Origin of the sequence: Streptomyces sp. NPDC048278 (assembly GCF_040652195.1) — a bacterium.
Classification (GTDB): domain Bacteria; phylum Actinomycetota; class Actinomycetes; order Streptomycetales; family Streptomycetaceae; genus Streptomyces.
The window spans coordinates 22983-45852 of record NZ_JBEZLP010000039.1; the positions used below are offsets into that span (position 1 = coordinate 22983).

Genomic DNA, 22870 nt, shown 5'->3' on the forward strand with positions numbered 1-22870 from the left:
ACCGCTCAGGCCGACCGCCGGTCCGGCTGCTCGGTCAGCCACGGCAGCGCCGCCCGGTCGCTCGCGCCGAGGCGGGTGTAGGCGCCGTACAGGTGGTTGCCCACGGTCCGTACGGACAGGGTCAGTTGCTCGGCGATCTGGCGGTTGCTGAGGCCCGCGGCGGCGAGGGTCACGATCTGGCGCTGGCGGGCGGTGAGTTCGCCGAGCACCAGTCCGGACAGGGCCGGGGTGCGCGCGCCCTGGCAGCGGCGGGCGAGGGCGACGGCGCGGGTGCGGGACATCCGGGCGGCGCGCGGGTCCCGGTGGACGCGGACCGCCTGGGCGTGGGCCTCGGCCGCGAACAGCAGCAGACCGCGCCCCGCCAGCGCCTCGGCCGCGCGGTCCAGGGCGGGTCCGGCACCGCGGGCGAGCGCCTCGGCGTGCTGTGCCAGCACGCCGTCCAGCCGCTCCACGGCCCGCGCGGCCCCCTCGGGTTCGCCGAGCCGTACGGGGCCGTAGTGCGCGAGACCCCCGTCCCCGCGCACTACGGCCCCGTCCCCCCACTCGGCGGCGGCACGGGCGAGTTCGGTACCGCAGGAGGCGTCGCCCGGCGCCGCCCGCAGTCCCTCCCTCGCCCAGGCCGCCGCCTCTCGCAGCTCCCCCCGAAGCCACGAGTACCGGGCACGCACGGCCGCGTACCCGGCCGGTACGGGCAGGTCTCCCGCCGCCAGCCACTCCCCCACCGGGGCCGGCACCTCCCGTACGTCCAACCGCTCAATACGCTCGGCCAGTTGTTCCTGTTCGTCCTTGAGGGCGGGCTCGCACTGCTCGGGGGTGCTGGCCAGCCGCCGGGACCGCAGCCGACCCGCCGAGGCGCGCAGCGCCGGGCCGTGCAGGGGGTGGGCGAGGCGGACGGCGCCCCGGTCGTCGGCGTGGATGAGGCCGTCGGTCTCCAGCCGTTCGAGGACGGCCAGGTCGAGGGCGTCGTCGAGGCCGAGAGCGTCGTCGAGGCCAGGACCGAGGCGGAGCGGCAGCGGTTCGGCGAAGGCGAGGCGTTCGAGGGTGTCGCGCTCCCCCGGCCCGCGGCCGTCCAGCAGGGCGGCGATCCGGTCCCGTACGGTCGCGGTGAGGGGCAGCGGACCCCGCCAGGCCCACTCGCCGGTGTCCGGCACCCGGGTCAGCGGGCCGGACTCGCGCAGCGCGCCGAGCAGGTCGCGCAGCAGCCGCAGGTCACCCCGGCACACCCGGTGCAGCCGGCGCACGGTGAGCGGTTCCAGGCCGGCACCGGCGAGCAGCGCGGCCGTCTCGTCGTACGGGAGGGGTTCCAGGGCGAGGTGGGTGAGGAGTTCCCCGGTCCACAGCCGGGAGACCGCGCCGGGGACGGGTGCCGTGCCGGTGGCGGCGGCCACCACGAGCCGGGTGCGGCCGTGCACGGCGAGCTGGTGGACGAGGGCGGCCGAGGCCTCGTCGAGGAGGTGGGCGTCGTCGACGACCAGGAGCCGGACCCCGGACAGGTGCCGGACCGCGCCGGGCAGCGACACGCGGTCGGAGAGCAGGTGCGCGAACGCGGCGAACGGGAGGGCGCTGGTCTCGGGGGTGCCGGTCACCCGGACGCAGTCGGTGCCCCGGACGGCCTCGGTGATCAGCCGGGTCTTGCCGGTGCCGGCCGGGCCGGTCACCACGACTCCCTGCCTGCCGGTCACCGACGACCGCCTGACCAGCTCCAGTTCGTCCTCCCGGCCGGTGAACGGCCAGGGCAGTTCGAGGGTTCGCGCATCCCGTTCGTAAGTCGTCACGTGAGTATGAGTCGCGTTACTCAGCTCTGATACAGGGGGACTTGAGTAGCTTCCGACTCAGGCGTGGGACGGGGTCGAACGGCAGTCTGGGCGCATGACCCGACGCTACTGCTCGCTTCCGCAGCAGCCGGCTCCGGCGTTCGCGCCGGGACTGGCCGCCGAGCGGCTCGGCGCGCTCGTCGGCGGGCGGCGGATGTGGGTCAACGGGACTGCTCTGCACTACTACTTCTTCGACGCCGACACGGACGCCTCGGTGATCCCGGTACCGGGGACCGGGGAGACCCGCCGGGTGCCGTGGGCGGGCGCCAAGGAGCAGCGGGACGTGGTGCGCGAGTGCTTCCGGGAGTGGCAGGACCTCGGCATCGGGGTGACGTTCGCCGAGGTCTTCGACCGGTGCGAGGCCGAGCTGCGGATCGGCTTCCAGCTGGGGGACGGGTCCTGGTCGGCGGTGGGCCGGGACGCGCTCTCGGTGGGCGCGGGCGAGCGCACCATGAACCTCGGCTGGGACCTGACCGAGCCCGGCGGACGCTGGACGGCGCTGCACGAGATCGGGCACGCGCTCGGGATGCAGCACGAGCACCAGAGCCCGTTCGCGGGTGTCCACTGGGACGACGAGGCGGTCTACGCCGACCTCGCCGGACCGCCGAACCACTGGAGCCGGGACCGGACCCACTTCAACATCCTGCGGACGCTGGAGCCGTCGGAGGCGAACGGTTCGGTGTGGGACCCGCAGTCCGTGATGCAGTTCCCGGTCGGTCCGGGGCTGGTCCTGGAGCCGGAGCACTACCACAACGGTCTGTACCCGCCGGGGTCGCTGTCCCCGGCGGACAAGGAGTTCGTGCTCCGCTGGTACCCGCCGGCCGATCCGCCGGCCGTGCTGGTGCCGTTCCGCTCGGCACCGCTCAGCCTGGGGCCCGGCGGACAGGCCGACTTCGCCGTCGAGCCGCCGGAGACCCGCGTCTACAGCGTGGGCACCTTCGGGGAGAGCGACTCCGTCGTCGTGGTCTTCGAGGAGCGCGACGGGGAACCGCGCTACCTCGCCGGCCACGACGACGGGGGCACCCGGCACAACACGAGGATCAGGGTCAGGCTCGTCAAGGGCCGCCGCTATGCCGTCCGCGTCCGTCTCCATTCCACGTGGGGGTCGGGGGAGACAGCGGTCATGTGCTGGTGAGAGCACAGCCGCGACGCGGAGGGTCGGACCACTGTCCGGCGCCGGGGGGGAAGCGGCCGCGAGACGTCACCTTCGGGGGAGGGAGACGTCTCGCGGCCACACCGGTACCTTCTGCGCCGCCGCAGTAGGGGACGACGGGCGACGCGTCACCCGATTCGGCGGCATTTTCTTCGAGTTCGCCTGGCGGAAGCCCCCGTCCGGGAATGTCGGCGCTGCCCGGGACGTGCCCCCGCCGGCTGATCGCCGCCACCTCCTCGGTGTCCGACCACGGTCCGGGCCGCGGCACCGGCGTCACCGGCACGGCCTCGACCTGGCCGTCTCGCCGGTCGGGCAGCGGCGTCCCACATTCCGGATACCGCTTGCACAGCACGCGGGAGCTGCGGTTATGGTTTCGGCCATCTACGCGGGAGCCCCTCCCCGACCGGGCTGAGAGGGCGTCTGGGATCCGTGTGCCGCGAGGGCGGGCACGGTCCCCATGGGGACGCCGACCGCACCAGCAGCGCCATGCGCCCCGCGTAGGAGTTCACGTGTCCACAGCAGTCGAGCCGCGACCCCCGGCGCTTCGCCGAGCCGCCCGCTCCTGTTGTTGTCGCACGTGCTGCCGCCGGTCCCGCTGACCGCCACCGCTCCCTCTTCGCTCACCCCTCCGCGCCCACGCGCGCCGCCTCCGGAGTACCCATGTCGCACATACGGGTCATGCTCGACTATTTCCATCCCTGGCCGAATTCTGCCGGTCTGTACGTCGCCCGTGCCCGCCGCTGGTACGCGCAGGCGGGTCTGGACGTCGAGCTGGTGGTGCAGGACCCGGGCCGCGGGGACACGCTGGAGTACCTGGCCCGGGGCGAGGTGGACCTCGGGATCTTCCCGCCGAACCGGCTGCTCGCCCGCCGTGCGCTGCACGGTCAGCCGCTGATCGCCGTGGCCGCCGTCAACCACCGGGGTCTGGAGGCGGTCCAGACGACGGCCTCGACCGGCATCGCCCGCCCCCGCGACCTCGCCGGCCGGCGCCTCGCCTACAACCCGACCCCGCGCGGCCGGGCCATGGTCCGCCACCTGGTGGCGGCCGACGGCGGCGACCCGGACGCGGTGATCACGGTGGACGCGGGCGCCCGCGAGCTCACCGTGGACGACATCGAGGCGGGCGAGGCGGACGCCACCTTCGGCAACTACTGGTCCTGGGACGCCCTGCGCGGCGACCTCCCGGAGGACCGGCGGGTCACCTGGCCGGTGGACGAGATCGGCGCACCCCGCTACCACAGCTACCTGCTCGGCACGAGCGAGCGACTGCTCCACGAACATCCCTCCCTGGTACGGGAGTTCCTGACCGTGACGGCGCGCGGATACACGGCCGCCGCCCGGGAGCCCGACGCCACGCTGGAGTCGCTGGAGCGGGTCATCCCGTACTTCCCGCGCCCGCTGATCGCCCGTTCCCTCGCCCTGGTGGCCCCCACCTGGACGGACGGCGACGGCCGCTGGGGCGTGATCGACGAAGCCCGGATGGGCCCCTACGCGCACTGGCTCGCGGAGAACGGCGCCATCGCGCACGACCGCGACTGGGACCGGTCCTTCACCAACACCCTGCTGGACGTGACCGCGTGACCTTCCTGACCCGGCGGCTCGCCGTCGACTTCAAGCGGGTGGACAGCGCGCTCTGTCGGGCCTGACCGCCCCGCAGTCCGCCTCCCCTCCCCGTACGAAGGATCCGCATGCTCCGCCGCACCGCGCTGTCCGCCCTGGCCGCGACCGCGCTCCTCACCGTCACCACCGCCTGCTCGGCCGGCGCCGACTCCACTGCCGCCGCCAAGGACGGCACGACCACGGTCACGCTCGCCCTGGACTGGACCCCCAACACCAACCACACCGGCATCTACGTCGCCCAGGCCAAGGGCTGGTTCAAGGACGCCGGGATCGACCTGAAGATCGTGCCCTACGGCTCCACCGCACCCGAGACCCTGATCGCGAACCACAAGGCCGACTTCGGCATCTCCTACCAGGAGGGCATCACCACGGCCCGCGCGGCCGGCCAGGACATCACCTCCGTCTACGCCGTCACGCAGAAGACGGACGTCACCGTCTCGGTGCGCGCCGACCGCACCGACATCACCTCGCCGAAGGACCTGGACGGCAGGACCTACGCCGGGTTCGGCGCCCCCTACGAGAAGCCACTGCTGCAAAAGGTGATCAGGAACGCGGGCGGCACGGGCGACTTCAGGCAGGTCACCCTCAACACCTCGGCGTACGCGGCGCTGTACGCGGGCAAGGCGGACTTCGCGATGCCGATGCCGACCTGGGAGGGCCTGGAGGCCAAGCTCAGCGGGGAGCCGCTGAAGGACTTCCAGCTCTCCGACTACGGGTTCCCGGCGATCTACTCGACGCTGATCGCGTCCTCCGACCGGTTCCTGAAGAAGAACCCGGCGGTGGCGCGGAAGTTCCTCGCGGCCGTCGACAAGGGCTACCGCTACGCGGCCGGGAACCCCGACCGGGCCGCCGACCTCCTCATCGCCGCCAACAAGAGCGTGCTCACCAACACCAGGCTGGTGAAGGAGAGTTCGGAGCTGCTGGCCAAGGAGTACTACAAGGGCGCCGACGGCACGATCGGGACGCAGAGCGCCGCCCGCTGGAAGGCCTTCGCCGACTTCGAGTACGGCGCCGGGCTGCTCGTCGACGCGAACGGCAGGAAGCTGACGAAGGCGCCGGACACCTCGGCGTTCTTCACCAACGCCTACCTCCCGGCCGCCAAGTGAGGTCCGTCCTGCGGTCGTTGTGGCCGCCGCTCCTGGTGCTCGCCGTGGTGGTCGGCGGCTGGCAGCTGTACGTGACGGCGGCGGGCGTCGACCCGACGACCCTGCCGTCCCCCGCCCGGGTCCTGGCGCAGGGCTGGGCCAACCGCGCCGACCTGTGGGACCAGACGCTCCCCACCCTCCAGGAGACCCTGCTCGGCTTCGCACTGTCCTTCGCGGCGGCCTGGCTGGTGGCCGTCCTGCTGGACTTCTCCGCCGCCGCCCGCCGGGGTCTCTACCCCCTCCTGGTCGCCTCGCAGACCGTCCCGATCGTCGCGGTGGCGCCCCTGCTGATCATCTGGTTCGGCTTCGGACTGCTGCCGAAGATGCTGGTGGTGACGCTGACGACGTTCTTCCCGCTGGCCGCCAACCTGGCCGCCGGGTTCGCGGCCACCGACCGCGAGGCCATGCGGCTGCTGCGCTCGCTGGGCGCCGGACGGTGGCGGGCGTTCCGGCTGGTGCGCGTCCCGAGCGCGATGCCGTACTTCTTCGCGGGGCTGCGGGTGAGCATCACCTACGCCGTGGTCGGGGCGGTGTTCGCGGAGTACGCGGGGGCCGAGTCGGGGCTCGGGATCTACATGCAGGCGCAGAAGAGCGCGTTCCGCACGGACCTGGTGTTCGCCGCGGTCGCGGTGACCGCCGCGCTGAGTATCGCCCTGTTCGGGGCGACCTACCTGTTGCAGCGGCTGGTGCTGCCCTGGGAACGGAAGGCCGGCAAATGAGCAGTCTGCGCATCGAGGGCGTGGGCAAGTCCTTCGGCCCGCTCGAAGTGCTGCGTGATCTCGAACTCGCCGTCGAACCGGGTGAGTTCGCCGCCGTCATCGGCCCCAGCGGCAGCGGCAAGAGCACGCTGTTCAACCTGGTGTCGGGCCTGGACCGGCCCACCACCGGCCGGGTGCTGGTGGAGGACGAGCCGGCCGGGGTGGCCTCCGGGAAGGTCGCCTACATGCCGCAGAAGGACCTGCTGTTCCCCTGGCGGACGGTACTGGACAACACGGCGCTCGGTCTGGAGGCGCAGGGGGTGCGGAAGAAGGAGGCGAGGCGGCGGGCCGACGCGCTGTTCGCCGACTTCGGCCTCGACGGCTTCCAGCAGGCGTACCCCTCCCAGCTCAGCGGCGGTATGCGACAGCGGGCGGCGCTCCTGCGCACGGTGGTCCTGGAACGGCCGGTGCTGCTGCTCGACGAGCCGTTCGGGGCGCTGGACTCGCTGACCCGCACGGAGATGCAGCTGTGGCTGGCCGGCATGTGGCAGCGGCACCGCTGGACGGTCGTCCTGGTCACCCATGACATCCGGGAGGCGGTGCTGCTCGCCGACACCGTCCACGTCCTGTCCCCGCGCCCGGCCACCGTGGTGGACCGCGTCGAGGTCCCGCTGCCCCGGCCGCGCGGCGCCGACGACTTCACGGCACCGGAGTTCACGGCGACCGAGCGCCGGATCCTGGACGCCCTGCGCAGTACGACGGCGGTGAGCACGGCGTGAGTGCGCATCTGGCCCACGGTCTGGGCACCGAGTGGGTCGAGCCCGACTGGGCGCCGCTGACGGACGCCGAGGTCACCGGGGTCGTCGGCCCGGCGCGGGTGGTGTGGCGCAGCCCGCGGCCCCTGTCGGCGGCGGCCGTGGTCGAGCGGGACGGGCGCCGGCTCTTCGTGAAACGCCACCACACCCGCGTACGGACCCTCCGGGGGCTCGCGGAGGAACACGCCTTCCTGCGCCGTCTGCGGGAGCGCGGGGCGCCCGTGGTGGAGGTCCTCGACCTGGTGGAGCGCGGCGAGTGGACGTACGAGGTCCACACGGCCGGGACCGGCACCGACCTGTACCGGGACGCCCAGTCCTGGTCGCCCTTCCGGTCGGCCGCGCACGCGCGCGCGGCGGGCGAGGCGCTGGCCCGGCTGCACCTGGCCGCGCGGGACTTCGACGCCCCGCCCCGTCGAGCACAGCCACTGGTCGCGTCGTTCACGGTGTTCGCTTCGGACGACCCGCCCGCGGCGCTGGACCGGTACGTCGCCGCCCGCCCCGACCTCGCCTCCGCCCTGGGGGACTTCCCGTGGCGTGAGGACACCCGCCGCGTCCTGCTCCCCCTCCACGAACGCCTCGCGCCCCACCTCCCGGGCCTCGCTCCCCTGTGGACCCACAACGACTGGCACGCCTCCAACCTGCTCTGGGACGAGGACGGCGAGGTCGCCACGGTGCTGGACTTCGGCATGAGCGACCGCACGACCGCCGTGCACGACCTGGCCACGGCCCTGGTGCGCAACACCGTGCAGTGGCTGGACCCCGCCCGCCCGGTCCAGGAGAAGCACGCGGTCGAACTGCTCCACGGATACCAGTCGGCCCGCCCGCTCACCGCCGCCGAGTCGGCGGCCCTGCCCGCTCTTCTCCCCCTGGTGCACGCCGAGTTCGCGCTGTCCGAGCTGGACTACTTCCACGGCGTCACCCGGTCGCCCGCGAACGCCCGGCTGGCGTACGAGTACTACGTCGGCCATGCCGAGTGGTTCTCGGGAGAAGCGGGCCACCGGCTGCTGGAGCTGGTGGCCGCGCAGGTGTGAGCCTCAGCGCCGGCGCCACTCCGTCGCGAGGAGTTCGTACGAGCGGACGCGGTCGGCCTGGTCGTGGGTGATGGTGGTGATGAGCAACTCGTCGGCGCCGGTGGCCTCCTGGAGCTGTTCCAGGCGGTCGGCGACGTGCCGCGGACTGCCCACGAACTGGGTGTCGAGGCGGTCTTGGACCAGTTCCCGGTCCTCGTCCGTCCAGACGTGGGCGCGGGCCTCCTCGGGGGTGGGGAAGGGGATGGCCCCCTCGCCGGTACGGATGCTGCGGACCCAGGGGCCGTAGCCGGTGGCGAGTTCGCGGGCGGTCGCGTCGTCCTCGGCGACCACGACGTCGGCGGAGACGCTGACGTACGGCTTGTCGAGACCGTCCGAGGGCTGGAAGTACGCCCGGTAGCCGTCCACCGCCTCCAGGACCGTGGCCGGGCTGACGTGGTAGTTGGCGGCGAAGCGCAGCCCCCGCCCGCCCGCGACCCGGGCGCTCTCGCCGCCGCTGCTGCCCAGGATCCACATCGCGAGGTCGGCACCCTCGCCGGGGACGACGTGGGCCTCGACGCCGTCCTGGGTGCGGTAGGTGCCGGCGAGCAACGCGAGGATGTCGTCGACCTGTTCGGCGTACTCCTGGGACTCGGCGTTCGGGAGCAGGAGGAGCCTGCGATGGAGTGCGAACCGCGGGGAGCGGAGGAGGGAGGCGAAGGAGAAGCGGGGCGGGACGACCAGGCCGTTGGGGGCCCGGCCGTCGACCACCGGGGTCGCGGTCGGCGCCGTCGCCTTCTCCGCCGGCGGGCGACCGCCGGAGCGGCCCAGGCCCAGGTCGAGGCGGCCCGGGTACACGGCGTCGAGGAGGCCGAACTCCTCGACCGTCGACAACGCGGTGCGGTGTCCGAGCTGTACGGCGCCGGAGCCGAGCCGGATCGTGGAGGTCGCGGCGGCGGTCAGTGCCAGGACCACCGCGGGTGAGGTGCCGGCCGCCCCCGGATTGAGGTGGTGCTCGGCGAACCAGTAGCGGGCGTAGCCGAACTCCTCGGCGCGCCGGGCCAGTTCCACGGAGTTGCGCAGGGCGTCGGCGGCGGTGCCGCCGCTCGGGACCGGCACCAGGTCGAGGACGCCCAGCGGGATGTCAGACACGGGCGGGCTCCTCGGCGGCCGGGTGCACGGGTGCCCACGGGAAGGGCGGGTCGGGGATGTCCTTGCGCAGCACCGGGGCCACGGCCGACTGGAACAGCTCCAGCGAGTCGCGGTGCTGGGTGTCGGTGAGGCCGCCCGCGTCGGCGTGCAGATGCAGGACCGAGTGTCCCAACTGCTCGTGGTACCGGTGCACTTTCTCGATGACCTGCTGCGGGCTGCCGATCAGCGCAGAACTGCGCTCGACGAAGTCCTCGAAGGTCTCGAAGACGACCGGCAGTCCGGCCCGGCGGAAGAAGGCCAGGTTCGCCTCGAACAGCGGACGGTAGGCGGCCAGCGCCTGTTGGCTGGTGGGCGCCACCAGCAGGCCCGCCGTGCCCGCGCCGACGGCGATGTCCGCCGGGTCGTGGCCGTAGTGCTCCCAGCGTTCCCGGTAGTGGCGGACCAGCTCGGCGTACGGCTCCACCGGGTTGGTGACGTTCGCGGAGAACAGCGGGTCGCCGTAGCGGGCCGCGAGGTCGACGGACTCCTTGCTGGTGGCGCTGCCGTGCCAGACCCGGACCGGTCGCTGGAAGGGGCGCGGCCAGACCTCGGCGTCGGTCAGCGGCGGCCGGAAACGCGTGTCCGCGGTGACCTTGTCCTGCCGCCAGAGCTGCCGGAACACCTCGTAGCTCTCGGCGTTGCGGTCCCACTGGTCCTCGGGCGTGACGTGGAACAGGTCGCGCTGGGCGGAGCCGTTGCCCTTGCCGATGATCAGGTCGAGGCGGCCCTCGGAGAGGTGGTCGAGGGTCGCGTAGTCCTCGTACGCGCGGACCGGGTCCAGCAGGCTCAGCGTGGTCACCGCCGTGAACAGCCGGATGCGCCGGGTGAGGGCGGCGACATGGCCGAGCACGACGGTCGGGGAGGAGGAGATGAACGGGCGCTCGTGCCGCTCCCCCACCCCGAAGCCGTCGAAGCCCAGTTCCTCGGCGAGCACGGCGTTGTCGAGCACCTCGCGGAACCGGTCGTGGGTGGACTTCTGTCTCCCCGTGACCGGATCCGGGCGGTGCACGATCAGGGTGATCGCCAGGAACTTCACGACGCCACCCGCTCACCCCGCGGCTCGTCGGGGTGGGCGAGGCCCAGGTGGTCGCGGAGGGTGGTGCCCTCGTACTCGGTACGGAAGACGCCCTGCTCCTGGAGGAGCGGTACGACCGTGTCGGCGAAGGCGTCGAGGCCGCCCGGGGTGATGTGCGGGACCAGGATGAAGCCGTCGGAGACGTCGGCCTGCACGAAGTCGTTGACGGTGCGGGCGACGGTGGCCGGGGAGCCGACGAAGGTCTGCCGGTTGCCGGTGTTGATCACGAGGTCGCGGATGGACCACTTGTTGGCCTCGGCGAGCTCGCGCCACTCGCGGGCGATGGCGACCGGGTCGCGGTACATCCGGACCTGCGCGCGGCCCCGGGAGATGTGCTCCTCGCCGACGAGCGGGTCGACGTCGGGCAGCGGGCCCTCCGGGTCGTACGACGACAGGTCCCGGTTCCAGACGAACTCCAGGTGCTTGAGTGCCGTCGCGCCGCTGACCTGCTGCCGGCGCACCTGGTGGGCGATTTCCTCCGCCTCCTCGTCGGTGTCGCCGAGGACGAAGCTGGCGGCGGGCAGGATCAGCAGGTCCTCGGGGCGGCGGCCGTACTTGGCGAGGCGGGACTTCACGTCGGTGTAGAAGGCCTGGCCCGCGTCGAGGGTGGCGTACCGGCTGAAGATCGCGTCGGCACTGGAGGCGGCGAACTCGCGGCCCTCGTCGGACTCGCCGGCCTGGAAGATCACCGGGCGGCCCTGCGGGGAGCGCGGCACGTTGAACTGGCCGTGGATGTCGAACTGGGCGCCCTTGTGCACGAAGGAACCGGCCCTGGCGTCGCTCAGGAAGGTGCCGGTGGCCTGGTCGGCGACGATCTCGTCGCCGTGCCAGGAGTCGAAGAGCTCGTTCGTGGTGGCCAGGAACTCCTGGGCGCGGGAGTAGCGCTCGTCCTGCGGCAGGAAACCGCCGCGCCGGAAGTTCTCGCCGGTGAACGCGTCCCAGGAGGTGACCACGTTCCACGCGGCCCGGCCGCCGGAGAGGTGGTCGAGGCTGGCGAACTGGCGGGCGACCTCGTAGGGCTCGTTGAAGGTGGAGTTGATGGTGCCGGTGAGGCCGAGGTGGTCGGTGACGGCGGCCAGGGCGGCGAGGACGGTGAAGGTGTCGGGGCGGCCGACGACGTCCAGGTCGTATATCTTCCCGCCCTGTTCGCGGAGCCTGAGGCCCTCGGCGAGGAACAGGAAGTCGAACCTGGCGCGTTCGGCGGTCCTCGCGAAGTGCGCGAAGGAGCTGAACTCGATGTGGCTGCCCGCGGCCGGGTCGCTCCACACGGTGGTGTTGTTGACGCCGGGGAAGTGCGCGGCCAGGTGGATCTGCTTCAGGGGCTTGCTCATGACGGGGTGCGGTCCTTCCGGCTCAGGCGGTGGCAGCGGCGTAGCGGTTGGCGGGGCGGGCGAGCCCGAGCAGGCCGCGCAGGGTGTCCGCCTCGTAGGCGGTGCGGAAGCGGCCACGGCGCTGGAGTTCGGGGACCAGGTCCGCGGTGACGCGCGGCAGGTCGTGGCCGAGGACGGCGGGCCGCAGCCGGAAGCCGGTGAGGCCCGCGGCGGCGAACTCCTCCAGGAGGTCGGCGAGTTCGGCGGCCGTACCGGTGAAGATCCGGGCGTCGCTGGTGAATTCTCCGCCGTCGAGGGCGTCGAGGCGCTCCTTGCGGGCGGCGGCCGTGGCCCGGTCGTCGTCGAGGAAGACCACCAGGTCGCCGAAGACGTGCACGGTGTCGGCGGTCCGTCCGGCGGCCTCCTGCTCGGCACGGATCTCGGCGACGATCGCGCGGGCGTCGGCGGCGTCCTGCGGGGTGACGTAGCCGACGTCGGCCTGGCGGGCGATCAGCCGGTAGGGCACGGTCTGGTGGCCGAGGGCGGTGACGAGCGGCTGGCCCTGCGGCGGGCGCGGGGTGATCGAGGGCCCCTTGACGCTGAACCTGCCGCCCTCGAAGTCGATGTAGTGCAGCTTGTCGCGGTCGATGAAGCGGCCGGTGGCGGCGTCCCGGATCTCGGCGTCGTCCTCCCAGCTGTCCCAGAGGCGGCGGACGACCTCGATGTGGTCGGCGGCCTCGTCGAAGTGCTCGGTGAGCCGCTGCTGCCCGGCCGGGCTGCCGAGTTCCGCGAGGTCGAGCGGCGGGAAGGCGCGGCGGCCGAAGTGGTCCGCCTCGTGCGGGCGGGCGGAGATCTGCACCCGCAGCCCGGCGCGGCCGGTGCTGACGTAGTCGAGGGTGGCGATCGCCTTGGAGACGTGGAACGGCTCGGTGTGGGTGGCGATCACCGTCGGGACCAGGCCGATGTTTCGGGACAGCGGCGCGATCCGGGACGCGATCAGGACGGCGTCCAGACGGCCGCGGACCTGGTCGGTGCGGCCGTCGACCTCGCCGTAGTGGGAGGACTGCAGGCCGAGGCCGTCCTCGATGGTGACGAAGTCGATCAGGCCGCGCTCGGCCTCGGCGGTCAGGCCGGCCCAGTAGCCGGCGGTGAACAGCTCGCGGGGGCGGGCGGCCGGCTCGCGCCAGGACGCCGGGTGCCAGCCGGTGCCGTCCAGGGCGACGGCGAGGTGCAGGTGGGAAGCGGGAGTCGAGGACACAGTGGTGCCTTCCTGAGGGTCCGTACGAGGGCGCGCCGGAGACGGGGGCGCTGCGGGGACGACTGGTCAGGAACAACAGAGCGCGCCGGCCACGCGCTGGAGGTCGATGTGCGGCCGGGAGTGCAGGACGGTACGGCGGCTGGGGCTGAGGACACGTGTCACGTCCCGCTCCTCCCCGCTCGCCCGGACTGCTCCGCGTGGCTCTCGGCGGATCTCGTCGCGAGTCACAACAGACCGGGTTCGGTGGTTGTTCCCGGGCTGCGCAGCAGCAGGGCGCGACCGCGCAGCCGTTCGGTGAAGCCGATCGACTCGTAGAGCCGGATCGCGTTCGCGTTGCCGGGTGCCGCGTGCAGGAACGGGGTGTCGCCGCGCTCCCGGATGCCGGCGGCGACCGCGCGGATCAGGCGGGTGGCCAGGCCCCGGCCCCGGTGGTCCGGGTCGGTGCAGACGGCGCTGATCTCCGTCCAGCCGGGCAGCCGCAACCTCTCCCCGGCCATGGCGATCAGCCGGCCCCGGTGCCGGATGCCGAGATAGGTGCCCATCTCGACGGTCCGGGTGCGGAACGGGCCGGGTTCGGTGCGGGCGACCAGGTCCAGCATCTCGGGCACGTCGTCCGGCCCGAGCCGTACCGCCTCGGGGGCGGGCTCGGCCCGCAGTGCGGTGCCGACGAACTGGACGCCGGTCCCGCCGCCGACCACCTCCCAGCCGGGCGGTGCCGCCTCGACCGGCTTGACCTTCACGGTCGCTCCCGGGCCGACGAGCGTGCGCAGGTCGGCCCAGGCGGCCGGGTCGGTGGGGTCGGCCAGGGCGGCGTAGGCGTAGACGTCGTCGGGGTACCGGGCCGCCCGCCCGACCCGCTCGGCCAGGTGGGCGTGCGGGCCGGTGAGGGCCGACCAGACGGCGTTGTCGAGCGGGGACGTGCCGGGTGCGACGGGGGCTCTGACGGGGGCCCCGCCTCCGTGGAGGTCGGTCTGGAGGGTCACGGAGGCGTGGTCCTTTCTCGCCTTGCGGCGGTGCTGCTTGACGGGTGGTCAGGAGTTGTCGAGCGGCAGTCCGGGCGGGTTGACCTCGGACTTGGCGACGGCCTCGTCGGAGAGGTTGTAGGCCTTGAGCCACTCGGCGTACTGGCCGTTCTCGATCAGATAGTTGATGGCGTCCGCCAGAGGCTTGGCGAGGCCGCTGTCCTTCTTGGCGGTGGCCGCGATGAGGCCCTGGAGGGTGGCGCCCGCGCCGGAGAAGGTGCCCGCGGTGCGGGTGGCGTTGGGCTTCCCCGCGGTCTGCTTGTTGTGGTAGGCGAAGCCGGGGTTGGGGCCGAAGGAGGCGTCGATCTTTCCGCTGTCCAGCGCCAGGAAGGTGCTGGTGCTGTCCTGGAAGTACTTGACGGTGAGCTTCTTGCCCTCCTTGGCGAGCTTCGCCTTCCACTCCAGGAGGATCTTCTCCTGGTTGGTGCCGGATCCGACCGCGATGGTCTTGCCCGCGAGGTTCTCGTAGTTGCCGTCGAAGTTCCAGGTGCTCTTCTTCGGCACGAGGAAGGCCAGGTTGTCCTGCCGGTAGGAGGCGAACTCGTACTTCTTCTTGCGCTCCTCGGTGTCGGTCACGTTGGAGAAGGCCACGTCGACCTTGCCGCTGTCGATGCCGACGAACATGTTCTCCCAGGTGGCGTTCTGGATCTCGGGCTTGAGTCCGAAGACCGCGGCGACCAGGCGGCCGAGGTCGGGCTCGGAACCGGTCAGGGTCTTCTGGTCGCTGCCCACGAACGCCAGCGGCGGGAATCCGGCCGGCAGGGCACCGATGCCGATCTCCAGCCTGCCGCTCTTCCTGACGGCGGCGGGCAGTTCGGCGCTGATGGACTTGACCTCGGAGACCTTGATGGTGGTCTGGGTGGCGGCGCCGTTGGAGACCTGTCCCACGACGACCTCGCCGGTCTTCGCGGCGGAGGTGGTGGTGGCCGCGTCGCTGTCGCCACCGCAGGCGGCGAGCCCGGTGGCGAGGGTGGCGACGGCGGTGGCCGCGGTGATGCCTCTGATCAGGCTGCGTCGGGTGAAGTGGGTAGACATGGCCGTTCCTTGTCGGTGCTGGTGATGAGGGTGTGGTGGTGTGGGGGGAGGTCTGGGGCAGGGCGGGTCAGAGGACCTTGCTGAGGAAGTCCCTGGTCCGCTCGTGCCGGGGCTTGTCGAGGACCTCGGACGGCGGGCCCTGCTCGACGATCTTTCCGCCGTCGATGAAGACGACCCGGTCGGCTGTCTCGCGGGCGAAGCCGATCTCGTGGGTGACGATGACGAGCGTGGTGCCACTGGTCGCCAGGTCCTTGATGACGGCGAGGACCTCCCCGACGAGTTCGGGGTCCAGGGCGGAGGTCGGCTCGTCGAAGAGGATGACGCCGGGGCGCAGGGCGAGGGCGCGGGCGATGGCGACGCGCTGCTGCTGACCGCCGGAGAGCTGCCGGGGGTAGGCACCGATCCGCTCGCCGAGGCCGACCCGTTCGAGGAGTTCCTTGGCCAAGGCCTGGGCGTCGGGCTTGCTGAGCTTCCCGGTGGCGACAGGCGCGGCGGCCACGTTGTCCAGCACGGTCAGATGCGGGAAGAGGTTGAAGTTCTGGAAGACGAAGCCGATCCGGCTGCGCTGGCCGAGAATGGTCCGCTCGCTCAGCTCCTTGAGCCGGTCGCCCTGCCGCTTCACGCCGATCAGCTCGTCGTTGATGCTGACGTAGCCGATCTCGGGCTTCTCCAGGTGGTTGATGACCCGGAGCAGGGTGGACTTTCCGGAGCCGGACGGGCCGATGATCACGGTGACCTCGCCGGGCCGCACGGTCAGGTCGACGCCGTCGAGGACGCGGTGGGTGCCGTACCACTTGTGGACGTCGTGGATCTCCAGGGCGGCGGGGGCCGTTTCCAGGGTGTCGGTGGTGCTCATACGGCGGCCTCCCGGCGGATGCGGGCGCGCAGGTCGGCGACGCCGGCCCGCAGTTTCTGCAAGGGGGTCGGCGGCAGGGAGCGGGTGGCGCCCCGGGCGTAGTACCGCTCGACGTAGAACTGGATCACGGAGACGATGCTGGTGAGGATCAGGTACCAGACGGTGACCACCAGCAGCAGCGGCACGATGTCGCCCGGGTAGGTGGAGCCCATGCTCTGGGCGGTGCCGAACAGGTCGAGCAGCGAGACGTAGAAGACCAGTGAGGTGCTCTTGATCAGGCCGATCAGCTGGTTGACGTAGTTCGGGGTGATCGACCTGAGCGCCTGCGGGAACACGATCTTCCGGAACTGGTAGCCCTTGGGCAGGCCGAGCGCGGCGGCGGCCTCGTGCTGGCCCTGGTCCACGGAGAGGATGCCGCCGCGGACCACTTCGGCCGCGTAGGCGGCCTCGTTGAGGCTGAGGCCGATGACGGCGATCGCCATGTCGGTGGCGAGCTTCGACTCGTCGAAGGAGAAGAAGGCGGGCCCGAAGGGGACGCCGATGCTCAGCGTCCTGTACAGGGCGCTGAAGTTGTAGAGGAAGAGCAGGACCACGATGAGCGGTATGGAGCGCAACGCCCAGACGTAGGTCCAGCTGACCGCGCGCAGCACGGGGCTCTTGGAGAGCCGGGCCAGGGCGAGCAGGACACCGCCGAGCAGGCCCAGCACCGCGCTGTAGGCGGTGACTTCGAGGGTGATGACCAGTCCGTCGAGGATGGCCGGGCGCAGGAACCAGTAGCCCCAACGGTCCCACTGGTAGAAGGGGTTGGTCACCAGTCCGTGTACGAACTGGGCGACCAGAACCAGGACGACGGCGGTGGCGATCCACCGGCCCGGTTTGCGCAGCGGCTGAACTCGCTGCGCTGTCAAGGGCCTTGATGGTTCGTCGGCGGCGGTCGGCGCGTCGGGGGCGGCGATCGTGGCGCCTGGGGGTTCACTCATGGCGGGCTCCGGCGGAGTCGGACACCCACGTGTTCCCACGGCGGGGGCCGCGCACCGGGCCGTGTGCGGGCACGGAACGGTGCGCGGGGGCGCGCGGGGCACGGGGCGGGGCGGACGGCGGCACACCGGGCGGCCGGTGTTTCGACGGGGACGCTGGGGTGCGGAGCTGCGGGAAACCGGCGGAAAGGCCTGGTCAGACCCGACAGCGGGCACAGCCCGGTGCGGTACACGCGCTACACAGGGCGCTGTTGACACGGAGCAGGTCGACGGCGCGGTCGGCGACGAGCGGGCTCGGGTACGGGCGTACGCAGCCCTCGGCACGGCGCTGGGCCGTCCTGGAAGCTGCGTACATGTCCGTCACCTGTCACTGTCGTGCCGGCCCCGAGGGGCACTCGCGCTTACCGAATCGTCGCTTGCCGAAACGTCGTCGGTCCGGTCGTCACCTGGGGCACCCCACCGCGGTGCGAGGGTTGCCGGTCAGCTAGCCAGGGCTTGATGCTGACGCTCATGACCGTTCTGGTCCGTAAGTAACGCAGTTGCCCGAACGAATGTCAACGCCTGTCCGATGGGCGAAACGGTTCAGACCGCTCTCACCTGCGCCGACCGCGCGGAGCGTCCGCCGCGTGGCCTGCCCAGTCCAGGATCTGGACAGCCGCGCCGGCGGCCTCCAGGCCCTGGCAACGGCCGTGGTGGCGGCGGGCGATGCCGTCGAGGTCGAGGTGCGCGCCGAAGGCCGGACGGGCCGCCAGCCGCCGGGCGTAGGCCCACAGCACCGGATGGCCGGCGATGGCGTGCACGGCGGCGGCGTCCAGGTGGTTGCGGTGCACGGTGTCGAGTTGCACGAGGGTCACCCACAACTCGATGTCCGCGGCGGTGAGTTCTCCGCCGACCAGGAACTCCACCCCGGTCAGCCGGCGCTCCAGCTCGTCCAGGGCGGCGAGCAGCACCTCCAGCGCCTCCGGGTCGCCGCCCTCGCGCCCGGCACGCTGCGCGGCCTGTTCGACGTCCTCGGCGCACAGCCGCTCGACGGCCTCGATCTCGGCCTCGGCGCCGCACGGGTAGAGCCGGGCGACCCCGTCGCCGAAGTGCTGGTCCAGGTCGCGCAGGATGTCCCGGCTGTGCGTGCTGACGATCCGGCCGGACCAGCCGTCGCTGAACACCGGTGCGAGGGCCGGTCCCGAGTAGCGGTGCGCGCTGGCCTCGTACAGCGGGCGCAGCACCGCGTGGCTGCCGTCGGGACAGTCCGGGACGGCGGGCAGGTAGGTGACCGGACAACAGTCGTCCAGGGCGAGCAGGCTGTGGCCGACGGCGATGCGGAGGCCGTCGGGACAGGCCGTGGAGAGGTGCAGCCGGTAGCGGCGCGGCACGGCGTAGTGGCCGCTGCGCGCGTCGCGGCCGATGCGGCCCCGGAAGCCGGGGGCGGTGCGGACGGACGGCAGGGCGGCGAGTGGAGTGATGGACATGCGTCTCCCCGGGGGCGGGCGGGCGCGCGGACGTACGCGCGGCGGAAGCGTTCGTCGGTGGGTTCTCGGTGAGCTCTGGGTGAGCCGTTGCTCGGTGAGCTCTGGGTGAGCCGTGGTGGCTCCCGGCGGGTGGGGGCCCGCCGCGTGCGGCCGGGACCGGGCGCTCAGCCTCTGCGGCCGGTCGCGCCGCACATCCGCAGCAGGTCGATGTGCCGGCGGGAGGTAAGCAGGGGGGCCGTCCAGGGTGCGGGGCTCTCGCGGCGCTGTCTGCCGGTGAGCGTGCGCAGGCGACCCATCGTTCCCTACCTTTTCACTAGGATTCCCACCTGGAGTGTCGATCGGCCCCCGCCCGGCGTCAAGGGGGCGTCCACGCCTGGGACACCCGGCCCCGACTTGCCGTCGGCCCGCAGGGGCGGTGCGCTGGTGGCGGAGGCCGAGCGACAGGAGTCGGAGCCGATGACCGAGCCCCCGGGTCCCGGGCCGGTGCCGGGTGCCGTGCCCGAGACCTTCGCGTTCCGCTGCGGGCGGTGCGGCCACGGCTGGGAGGCCGCCTTCCAGGCGGTGTTCTTCACCGACCCGGTCGCCGATCCGGAGCTGCAGACCACCCTGGAGTACGTCGACGAGGCCGGCCGTGCCGTGCCGTCGCCGCTCTCGGACGCGGTGTGCCCGCGCTGCGGCAGCCGGCGGGTGCGGGTCTCGGCGGCCGGGGCATGACGCCGCTCACCCGAATGGCACGTGCGGGTGGTCGGCGCCCGTGGCCGGTGGTGGCGTGGAGGGACGTACCGGTGTCGTCCGTCCGGCGACGTACCGCGTTCCCGAGGAGGCAGTCGCGATGACCCGTCGTCCGTCCCGACCCGCGCGTGTGCTCGCCACGGCCCTGGCGGCGGGGACCCTGCTCGCCACGGCGGTGGCCTGTTCGGACGGCAGCGGCTCCCCCGAGGCCGCGGCCGTCTCCCCCGCCGCCGAACGCTCTCCGTCCCCGTCGCGCACCCCCGCCCTCACCGGCCCCGGGGCGCAGGCCGCGCTGATCACGTCGGCCGACATCGAGGACGACTGGCAGCCGGCCAACGACGCGGCCACCTGGCGCAACCAGATGCTGGTCGGGAAGGTCGACGTCGCCGACTTCCTCAACGCCAAGTCCGACGCGGCCGACTGCCAGCGGCTGCTGGACAGCCTGTACTCCGACACCCTGCTGGGCCGGGCCACCGGCGCCTCCGGGCTGCGCGGCTTCGTCTCGCAGGACTCCCGGCTGCTCTACCAGGTGGGCGACTACGGCCAGGCCGGCATGGACGCCACCCTCACATGGCTGAAGAAGCTCCCCACGGAGTGCAACCAGTTCTCGGCCACCGGCTCGGACGGCGGCAAGCGGACCGTGCAGGTCGTCGAGTACAAGGAGCCGCCCAAGGCGGGCGACGCGCTGGCGGCGCTCACGGTCACCGTCCAGGGCACCTCGAACGGGCAGCCCGCCACGACCACCCTGGACGTCGTGGCGTTCCGCGTCGGCGCCTCCGGGGCCGCGGTCACCAACGGCGGCCTCTCGGGCGTCGACCACGACAGCACCGCGCTGGCCGTGCAGAACGGCGCCAAGCGCCTCAAGGACGTGCTGTCCGGCAAGACCCCGGCACCGCTGCCGAGTCAGTTCGACTAGGTCAGTGGGGTTCCGGCTCCCCGGAGTTGCGCTGGGTGGTGCCCGGTTCCCCGTTGTCGCGGTGCCAGGCGACGACGAGTTCGTCGCGGGTGCCGAAGCGGACCAGGTGCCGGCCGACGACACCCTCCAGGACATCGAGGTTCTCGGGGTCCGTCTCCACGGTGAGCAGCAGGGCGCCCTCGGTCGCGGTGAGGGTGCCGGTGCCGTTCTGGAAGACGATGCCGCCGGTGCCGCTGTCCTCGTCCCAGCTGGTCTGCGAGCGGCGGCCCAGGTGCGAGGCGAGCTGCTTGGCGTAGCGGGCGGGCCGGTCGGTGGGGACGCGGGCTTCGGAGCGGGCCATCTGGGACTCCCGGTGGTGCGGGGCGGGCGTAGGGCGACGGGCTCACGCTACGTCGGGGCGGGGGGTCCGGCGCCGTACCCGGGGCCGCAACCTTTGCATGCCGGGTGTGTGGGACTGTCCTTCGACGCCGACGGCACCACGCTCGCCGCCCTTGCGGGCCAGGGAGCGGTACGGCTCCGGGACCTGACGGCGGGAGGCATGCCACGACAGCCGGCTCCGCAAGGGGCCGTGCACCTGCGGGACATGACCACGGGTACCGTCCGGCGGACCCTCGGCGGTCCCGAAGGCCCTGTCATCGCAATGGCGTTCGGCGGCCCACGGCTCGCCACCGTCGGCAGCGACGGGACCGTACGCATCTGGGAGGCCCTCACCGGCGAGGTACTCACCAAGATGCGCACGGACACCCCCCCTGCGATGCCGCGTCCGGGCTCCGGACGGGCGAGCGCTGTTCGCCGGTGGCCCGGGAGGTCTGTTCGGCCTCACCTACCGGGCCGGCGCAATCGGCCCGTGACCGGCCGGCGGACGGGCGCCACCGGCCGGAGCGCACGGCGGTGGCGTCATCGAGGGCCGTCGAGCAGCACGACGTGGACCAGGTAGGGAAGTACCTCGTTGACGCGGGGGTCCTGGTCCAGGAGTACCGCGACCGGGGTTCGGCCCTGGGCGCGCAGGGCGTCGAGAGGCCGGGACCAGTGCACGGGGGCGGACGGTCCGGCTCCGGGCGGCGGGAGTTCCCGGTCCGGGCCGATCGCGGGCAGCGGGCGCGGGCCGCGGCCCGCGGCGGCGGCCAGGGCACGCGCGGCGGCACGGCGCAGGGCCTCGGCGCGGGTGGCACCGGTCGCGACGACCGTGTCCGGGCGGGGGTCCAGCCGGATCGCGCAGCCGGGCAGGGAGAGCAGCCCGGACAGGTCGTGGGCGACGGGTTCGCCCGTCGCGTAGAGGGGACGCGAGACGCCTGTGGCGGTCCTGGCGCAGTCGTTGGCGGTGCACCGGCCGTCGCACAGGCCCGCGGCGCACAGGCGGTGCACCCGGGTGCCGGGCTCCGCGAGGCGCCGGGCCAGCAGCGCCTCGCAGTGCGCGGCCATGCCGGCCTCCAGGGCGCCTACCCAGGTGAGGCCCGCCGCCACTCCCACCGCGGGGGTTCCGGCCGGGTCGGCCGGCACGGCCAGCCGCTCGGCGGGGACCCGGCGCAGGACGCCGGTGTCCAGGTCGAGCCCCCACACGGTGGCCTGCGGGGGGACCGTGCCGAGGCGGGACCGGCCGGCCAGCTGCCCCGCCAGCGCGGCCAACAGGATGTCGAGGTCCTCCTCGCCGCAGCCGGTCCGGGCCCGGTCCCCGGTGACGGCGGGCGGCAGCAGGGCCGCGGCCCGGTCGATCAGTACCCCGGCGTCCGCCGCCGCCCCGGCCGCCCGGGACACGAAGGCGGCCCGTGCCTCCTCCTCGGTAGGAGGGTGCGTGAACTCCTCGGTAGTCATGCCTGGTCGTTCCTCTCCGGGCTCCCCCGTCGGAGACCCTCATCGTTCGATGAAACCGGGGAGCGATCTACAGCGGATGGACGCTCGATCCCGCCACCTGTCCGGTACCCGGGTGTCCGCCGCATGTCAGCCGAGCGCGGGGCGGTCACGGATCTCCAGCGTGCAGCACTTCACGCTGCCGCCGCCCTTGAGCAGTTCGGACAGGTCGAGGCCGACGGGTTCGAAGCCGCGTTCCCTCAGGCGCCGCGCCACCCCGGCGGCCGACTCGGGCAGGACGACGTGGCGGCCGTCGCTGACCGCGTTGAGGCCGAAGTGCTCGGCGTCGGCCTCGTCGACCTGGATCGCGTCCGGGTACAGGCGGCGCAGGACGGCCAGGCTGTGCGGGGCGAAGGCGCCCGGGTAGTACATGATCTCGTCGTGGTCGAGGACGGTCAGGGCCGTGTCGAGGTGGTAGAAGCGCGGGTCGACCAGCTCCAGGCCGACGACCGGGCGGCCGAGGAACTCCTCGGCCTCCGCGTGGCTCTCGGGGGCGCTGCGGAAACCCGTGCCGGCCAGCAGCCGGTCGCCGGCGAGCAGGAAGTCGCCCTCGCCCTCGTTGACGTGGACCGGGTCGTGCACCAGGTATCCGCGCTCGCGGAACCACTGCAGGTAGGCCGGTCCCTCGGCCGCCCGCTCCACGTCGCGGAACCTGGCCCCGAGGACCCTGCCGTCCACCACCGTGGCGCCGTTGGCCGCGTACACCATGTCGGGGTAGCCGGGCAGCGGGTCGATGAGCTCGACGTGGTGGCCGAGCCGCCGGTGCAGGGCGAGAAGCTGTTCCCACTGGGTGACGGCGAGTTCGGTGTCCACCGGCTTGCCGGGGTCCATCCAGGGGTTGATCGAGTACGTCACCTCGAAGTGGGTCGGACGGCACATCAGGTAGTGCCGGGTGCGGGCGGAGCGCTGGGTGCTCGGTTCCATGACGGTCA

23 protein-coding genes and 1 riboswitch are annotated in these 22870 nt (G+C 72.8%); of the genes, 8 read left to right on the forward strand and 15 right to left on the reverse strand.

Annotation, left to right across the window (positions count from 1 at the left end; all coding sequences use genetic code 11):
* Window positions 1-5: 5 nt before the first annotated feature.
* A complete protein-coding gene (locus AB0D74_RS42025) occupies window positions 6-1775 on the reverse strand; it encodes a LuxR C-terminal-related transcriptional regulator (protein WP_362599255.1) in 1770 nt (589 codons plus the stop codon).
* Window positions 1776-1869: 94 nt separating this feature from the next.
* On the opposite strand from AB0D74_RS42025, the gene AB0D74_RS42030 reads away from it, so the two are divergent.
* The 6 genes from AB0D74_RS42030 to AB0D74_RS42055 all read left to right on the forward strand — a co-directional run bounded on the left by AB0D74_RS42030 (window position 1870) and on the right by AB0D74_RS42055 (window position 8276).
* A complete protein-coding gene (locus AB0D74_RS42030; RefSeq protein ID WP_362599257.1) occupies window positions 1870-2949 on the forward strand; it encodes a M12 family metallopeptidase in 1080 nt (359 codons plus the stop codon).
* A 678-nt stretch (window positions 2950-3627) separates the two neighbouring features.
* Entirely contained in the window at window positions 3628-4548 is a 921-nt protein-coding gene (locus tag AB0D74_RS42035) for an ABC transporter substrate-binding protein (RefSeq protein ID WP_362599259.1), read from the forward strand.
* A 107-nt stretch (window positions 4549-4655) separates the two neighbouring features.
* Window positions 4656-5693: an ABC transporter substrate-binding protein gene (locus AB0D74_RS42040; RefSeq protein ID WP_362599261.1), complete on the forward strand. Its 1038-nt coding sequence runs from the start codon at window positions 4656-4658 to the stop codon at window positions 5691-5693.
* A complete protein-coding gene (locus tag AB0D74_RS42045; protein ID WP_362599263.1) occupies window positions 5690-6451 on the forward strand; it encodes an ABC transporter permease in 762 nt (253 codons plus the stop codon). The genes AB0D74_RS42040 and AB0D74_RS42045 overlap by 4 nt, the downstream gene beginning before the upstream one ends.
* Complete coding sequence (locus AB0D74_RS42050) at window positions 6448-7209, forward strand: ABC transporter ATP-binding protein (protein ID WP_362599265.1); 762 nt, start codon at window positions 6448-6450, stop codon at window positions 7207-7209. The genes AB0D74_RS42045 and AB0D74_RS42050 overlap by 4 nt, the downstream gene beginning before the upstream one ends.
* Entirely contained in the window at window positions 7206-8276 is a 1071-nt protein-coding gene (locus AB0D74_RS42055; protein ID WP_362599266.1) for a phosphotransferase, read from the forward strand. Before AB0D74_RS42050 ends, AB0D74_RS42055 begins: the two co-directional genes overlap by 4 nt.
* 3 nt (window positions 8277-8279) lie before the next feature.
* Here the strand turns inward: AB0D74_RS42055 and AB0D74_RS42060 are convergent, their stop codons facing one another.
* The 11 genes from AB0D74_RS42060 to AB0D74_RS42110 form a co-directional block, all read right to left on the reverse strand.
* Window positions 8280-9404 (reverse strand): LLM class flavin-dependent oxidoreductase, encoded by a 1125-nt coding sequence (locus tag AB0D74_RS42060; protein WP_362599268.1) that lies wholly within the window; start codon window positions 9402-9404, stop codon window positions 8280-8282.
* Complete coding sequence (locus tag AB0D74_RS42065; RefSeq protein ID WP_362599270.1) at window positions 9397-10479, reverse strand: LLM class flavin-dependent oxidoreductase; 1083 nt, start codon at window positions 10477-10479, stop codon at window positions 9397-9399. The genes AB0D74_RS42060 and AB0D74_RS42065 overlap by 8 nt, the downstream gene beginning before the upstream one ends.
* Complete coding sequence (locus AB0D74_RS42070) at window positions 10476-11849, reverse strand: NtaA/DmoA family FMN-dependent monooxygenase (RefSeq protein WP_362599272.1); 1374 nt, start codon at window positions 11847-11849, stop codon at window positions 10476-10478. Before AB0D74_RS42070 ends, AB0D74_RS42065 begins: the two co-directional genes overlap by 4 nt.
* 22 nt (window positions 11850-11871) lie before the next feature.
* Window positions 11872-13086 carry an LLM class flavin-dependent oxidoreductase gene (locus AB0D74_RS42075; RefSeq protein ID WP_362599274.1) on the reverse strand — a complete coding sequence of 405 codons (1215 nt, stop codon included), beginning with the start codon at window positions 13084-13086 and terminating at the stop codon, window positions 11872-11874.
* A 66-nt stretch (window positions 13087-13152) separates the two neighbouring features.
* Entirely contained in the window at window positions 13153-13248 is a 96-nt protein-coding gene (locus AB0D74_RS42080) for a putative leader peptide (protein WP_350785419.1), read from the reverse strand.
* 62 nt (window positions 13249-13310) lie between these two features.
* Entirely contained in the window at window positions 13311-14069 is a 759-nt protein-coding gene (locus AB0D74_RS42085; protein ID WP_362599276.1) for a GNAT family N-acetyltransferase, read from the reverse strand.
* Window positions 14070-14117: 48 nt separating this feature from the next.
* Window positions 14118-15143 (reverse strand): ABC transporter substrate-binding protein, encoded by a 1026-nt coding sequence (locus AB0D74_RS42090; protein WP_362599277.1) that lies wholly within the window; start codon window positions 15141-15143, stop codon window positions 14118-14120.
* A 67-nt stretch (window positions 15144-15210) separates the two neighbouring features.
* On the reverse strand, window positions 15211-15999 hold the full coding sequence (locus AB0D74_RS42095; protein ID WP_362599278.1) for an amino acid ABC transporter ATP-binding protein: 789 nt from the start codon (window positions 15997-15999) through the stop codon (window positions 15211-15213).
* Window positions 15996-16979, reverse strand: a complete 984-nt coding sequence (locus AB0D74_RS42100; RefSeq protein ID WP_362599280.1) for an amino acid ABC transporter permease — start codon at window positions 16977-16979, stop codon at window positions 15996-15998. The genes AB0D74_RS42095 and AB0D74_RS42100 overlap by 4 nt, the downstream gene beginning before the upstream one ends.
* A gap of 389 nt (window positions 16980-17368) precedes the next feature.
* Window positions 17369-17492, reverse strand: a riboswitch (SAM riboswitch).
* 77 nt (window positions 17493-17569) lie between these two features.
* A complete protein-coding gene (locus tag AB0D74_RS42105) occupies window positions 17570-18442 on the reverse strand; it encodes a glutathione S-transferase C-terminal domain-containing protein (protein ID WP_362599282.1) in 873 nt (290 codons plus the stop codon).
* A 164-nt stretch (window positions 18443-18606) separates the two neighbouring features.
* A complete protein-coding gene (locus tag AB0D74_RS42110; RefSeq protein ID WP_362599284.1) occupies window positions 18607-18738 on the reverse strand; it encodes a hypothetical protein in 132 nt (43 codons plus the stop codon).
* A 160-nt stretch (window positions 18739-18898) separates the two neighbouring features.
* Here AB0D74_RS42110 and AB0D74_RS42115 point away from each other — a divergent pair, with 160 nt between their 5' ends.
* Complete coding sequence (locus AB0D74_RS42115; protein WP_362599286.1) at window positions 18899-19156, forward strand: hypothetical protein; 258 nt, start codon at window positions 18899-18901, stop codon at window positions 19154-19156.
* A 118-nt stretch (window positions 19157-19274) separates the two neighbouring features.
* The gene (locus AB0D74_RS42120; protein WP_362599288.1) at window positions 19275-20090 is read left to right on the forward strand and encodes a hypothetical protein; all 816 of its coding nucleotides are present in this window, start codon (window positions 19275-19277) and stop codon (window positions 20088-20090) included.
* A gap of 1 nt (window position 20091) precedes the next feature.
* Here AB0D74_RS42120 and AB0D74_RS42125 read toward each other — a convergent pair whose 3' ends face one another.
* From AB0D74_RS42125 to ddaH, 3 genes are all read right to left on the reverse strand, one after another.
* Window positions 20092-20430, reverse strand: a complete 339-nt coding sequence (locus tag AB0D74_RS42125; protein WP_362599290.1) for a DUF2218 domain-containing protein — start codon at window positions 20428-20430, stop codon at window positions 20092-20094.
* 557 nt (window positions 20431-20987) lie between these two features.
* Window positions 20988-21902 (reverse strand): hypothetical protein, encoded by a 915-nt coding sequence (locus AB0D74_RS42130; protein WP_362599292.1) that lies wholly within the window; start codon window positions 21900-21902, stop codon window positions 20988-20990.
* 126 nt (window positions 21903-22028) lie between these two features.
* The gene (gene ddaH, locus AB0D74_RS42135) at window positions 22029-22862 is read right to left on the reverse strand and encodes a dimethylargininase (RefSeq protein WP_362599367.1); all 834 of its coding nucleotides are present in this window, start codon (window positions 22860-22862) and stop codon (window positions 22029-22031) included.
* Window positions 22863-22870 lie beyond the last annotated feature (8 nt).

Excerpts from the sequence above, each read along its gene's own strand:
- AB0D74_RS42030 (WP_362599257.1), top strand. The coding sequence starts at position 1,870 with ATGACCCGACGCTACTGCTCGCTTCCGCAGCAGCCGGCTCCGGCGTTC.
- AB0D74_RS42035 (WP_362599259.1), top strand. The coding sequence starts at position 3,628 with ATGTCGCACATACGGGTCATGCTCGACTATTTCCATCCCTGGCCGAAT.
- AB0D74_RS42040 (WP_362599261.1), top strand. The coding sequence starts at position 4,656 with ATGCTCCGCCGCACCGCGCTGTCCGCCCTGGCCGCGACCGCGCTCCTC.
- AB0D74_RS42050 (WP_362599265.1), top strand. The coding sequence starts at position 6,448 with ATGAGCAGTCTGCGCATCGAGGGCGTGGGCAAGTCCTTCGGCCCGCTC.
- AB0D74_RS42070 (WP_362599272.1), bottom strand. The coding sequence starts at position 11,849 with ATGAGCAAGCCCCTGAAGCAGATCCACCTGGCCGCGCACTTCCCCGGC.
- AB0D74_RS42090 (WP_362599277.1), bottom strand. The coding sequence starts at position 15,143 with ATGTCTACCCACTTCACCCGACGCAGCCTGATCAGAGGCATCACCGCG.
- AB0D74_RS42095 (WP_362599278.1), bottom strand. The coding sequence starts at position 15,999 with ATGAGCACCACCGACACCCTGGAAACGGCCCCCGCCGCCCTGGAGATC.
- AB0D74_RS42100 (WP_362599280.1), bottom strand. The coding sequence starts at position 16,979 with ATGAGTGAACCCCCAGGCGCCACGATCGCCGCCCCCGACGCGCCGACC.
- AB0D74_RS42105 (WP_362599282.1), bottom strand. The coding sequence starts at position 18,442 with ATGTCCATCACTCCACTCGCCGCCCTGCCGTCCGTCCGCACCGCCCCC.
- AB0D74_RS42110 (WP_362599284.1), bottom strand. The coding sequence starts at position 18,738 with ATGGGTCGCCTGCGCACGCTCACCGGCAGACAGCGCCGCGAGAGCCCC.
- AB0D74_RS42115 (WP_362599286.1), top strand. The coding sequence starts at position 18,899 with ATGACCGAGCCCCCGGGTCCCGGGCCGGTGCCGGGTGCCGTGCCCGAG.
- AB0D74_RS42120 (WP_362599288.1), top strand. The coding sequence starts at position 19,275 with ATGACCCGTCGTCCGTCCCGACCCGCGCGTGTGCTCGCCACGGCCCTG.
- AB0D74_RS42125 (WP_362599290.1), bottom strand. The coding sequence starts at position 20,430 with ATGGCCCGCTCCGAAGCCCGCGTCCCCACCGACCGGCCCGCCCGCTAC.
- AB0D74_RS42130 (WP_362599292.1), bottom strand. The coding sequence starts at position 21,902 with ATGACTACCGAGGAGTTCACGCACCCTCCTACCGAGGAGGAGGCACGG.
- ddaH (WP_362599367.1), bottom strand. The coding sequence starts at position 22,862 with ATGGAACCGAGCACCCAGCGCTCCGCCCGCACCCGGCACTACCTGATG.